Annotated in this window: 1 protein-coding gene and 1 pseudogene; both read right to left on the reverse strand. The window is 61.0% G+C overall.

What is annotated here, in order from left to right; genetic code table 11:
- A pseudogene (locus DBR24_RS34185) lies at positions 1-155 on the reverse strand (hypothetical protein); the annotation flags it as partial.
- A 57-nt stretch (positions 156-212) separates the two neighbouring features.
- The coding region (locus tag DBR24_RS28260; protein WP_146189139.1) for an arylesterase at positions 213-749 on the reverse strand (537 nt) is incomplete at its 5' end.

Raw genomic sequence — 749 nt, forward strand, 5'->3', positions numbered from 1 at the left:
AGCAGACTGCCGCACAAGGTGCGATCCGCCGAGCCGCCGAGTTCCAGCTGACGGGTCACCAGATGCACCCGCACTTCCTGGCAGGCGAACAGATCCAGCTGTTCGTCAGGCTCGATCAGTTGGTAGGCAAACAGGGACCAGGCAGAACGCGGCATTGGGGGCTCCAAATAAGGGGGCGCCACATTAGCCGAAAGCCTGCCACTAGAAAAGCCTCATAACAGCGGTTTTAGCGTCGGCCAGACATTTTCCAGCAACTTGCCCTGAGCCCCGGCTGCCGGGTGCAGACCATCGGCCTGCATCAGGTCCGGATGACCGCCGACGCCGTCGAGGAAAAACGGTACCAGCGGGATCTTCTTCTCGTCGGCGAGTTTGCCGTAAACCTCGGCAAAGGCATCGGTGTAGCGCTTGCCGTAGTTGGGAGGCAGCTGCATGCCGAGCAACAGCACCTTGGCGCCACTCTGGCGCGAGCTGTCGATCATCGCCGCAAGGTTTTGTTGCAATTGCGTTGGCGGCATTCCGCGCAGGCCATCGTTGCCGCCCAACTCAAGGATCACCAGTTCCGGCTTATGCTCTGCAAGCAGCGCCGGCAGCCGTGCCTGGCCTCCGGCACTGGTGTCGCCGCTGATGGAGGCGTTAACGACTTTATCGTCGAAACCCTCCTGTTTGAGCCGTTGCTCGAGCAGCGATACCCACCCCAACCGGGTATCCAGTCCGAAACCGGCGCTGATACTATCGCCAACGATCAGGAC

The organism is Pseudomonas sp. HMWF006, from assembly GCF_003061205.1.
GTDB classification, from domain to species: domain Bacteria; phylum Pseudomonadota; class Gammaproteobacteria; order Pseudomonadales; family Pseudomonadaceae; genus Aquipseudomonas; species Aquipseudomonas monsensis.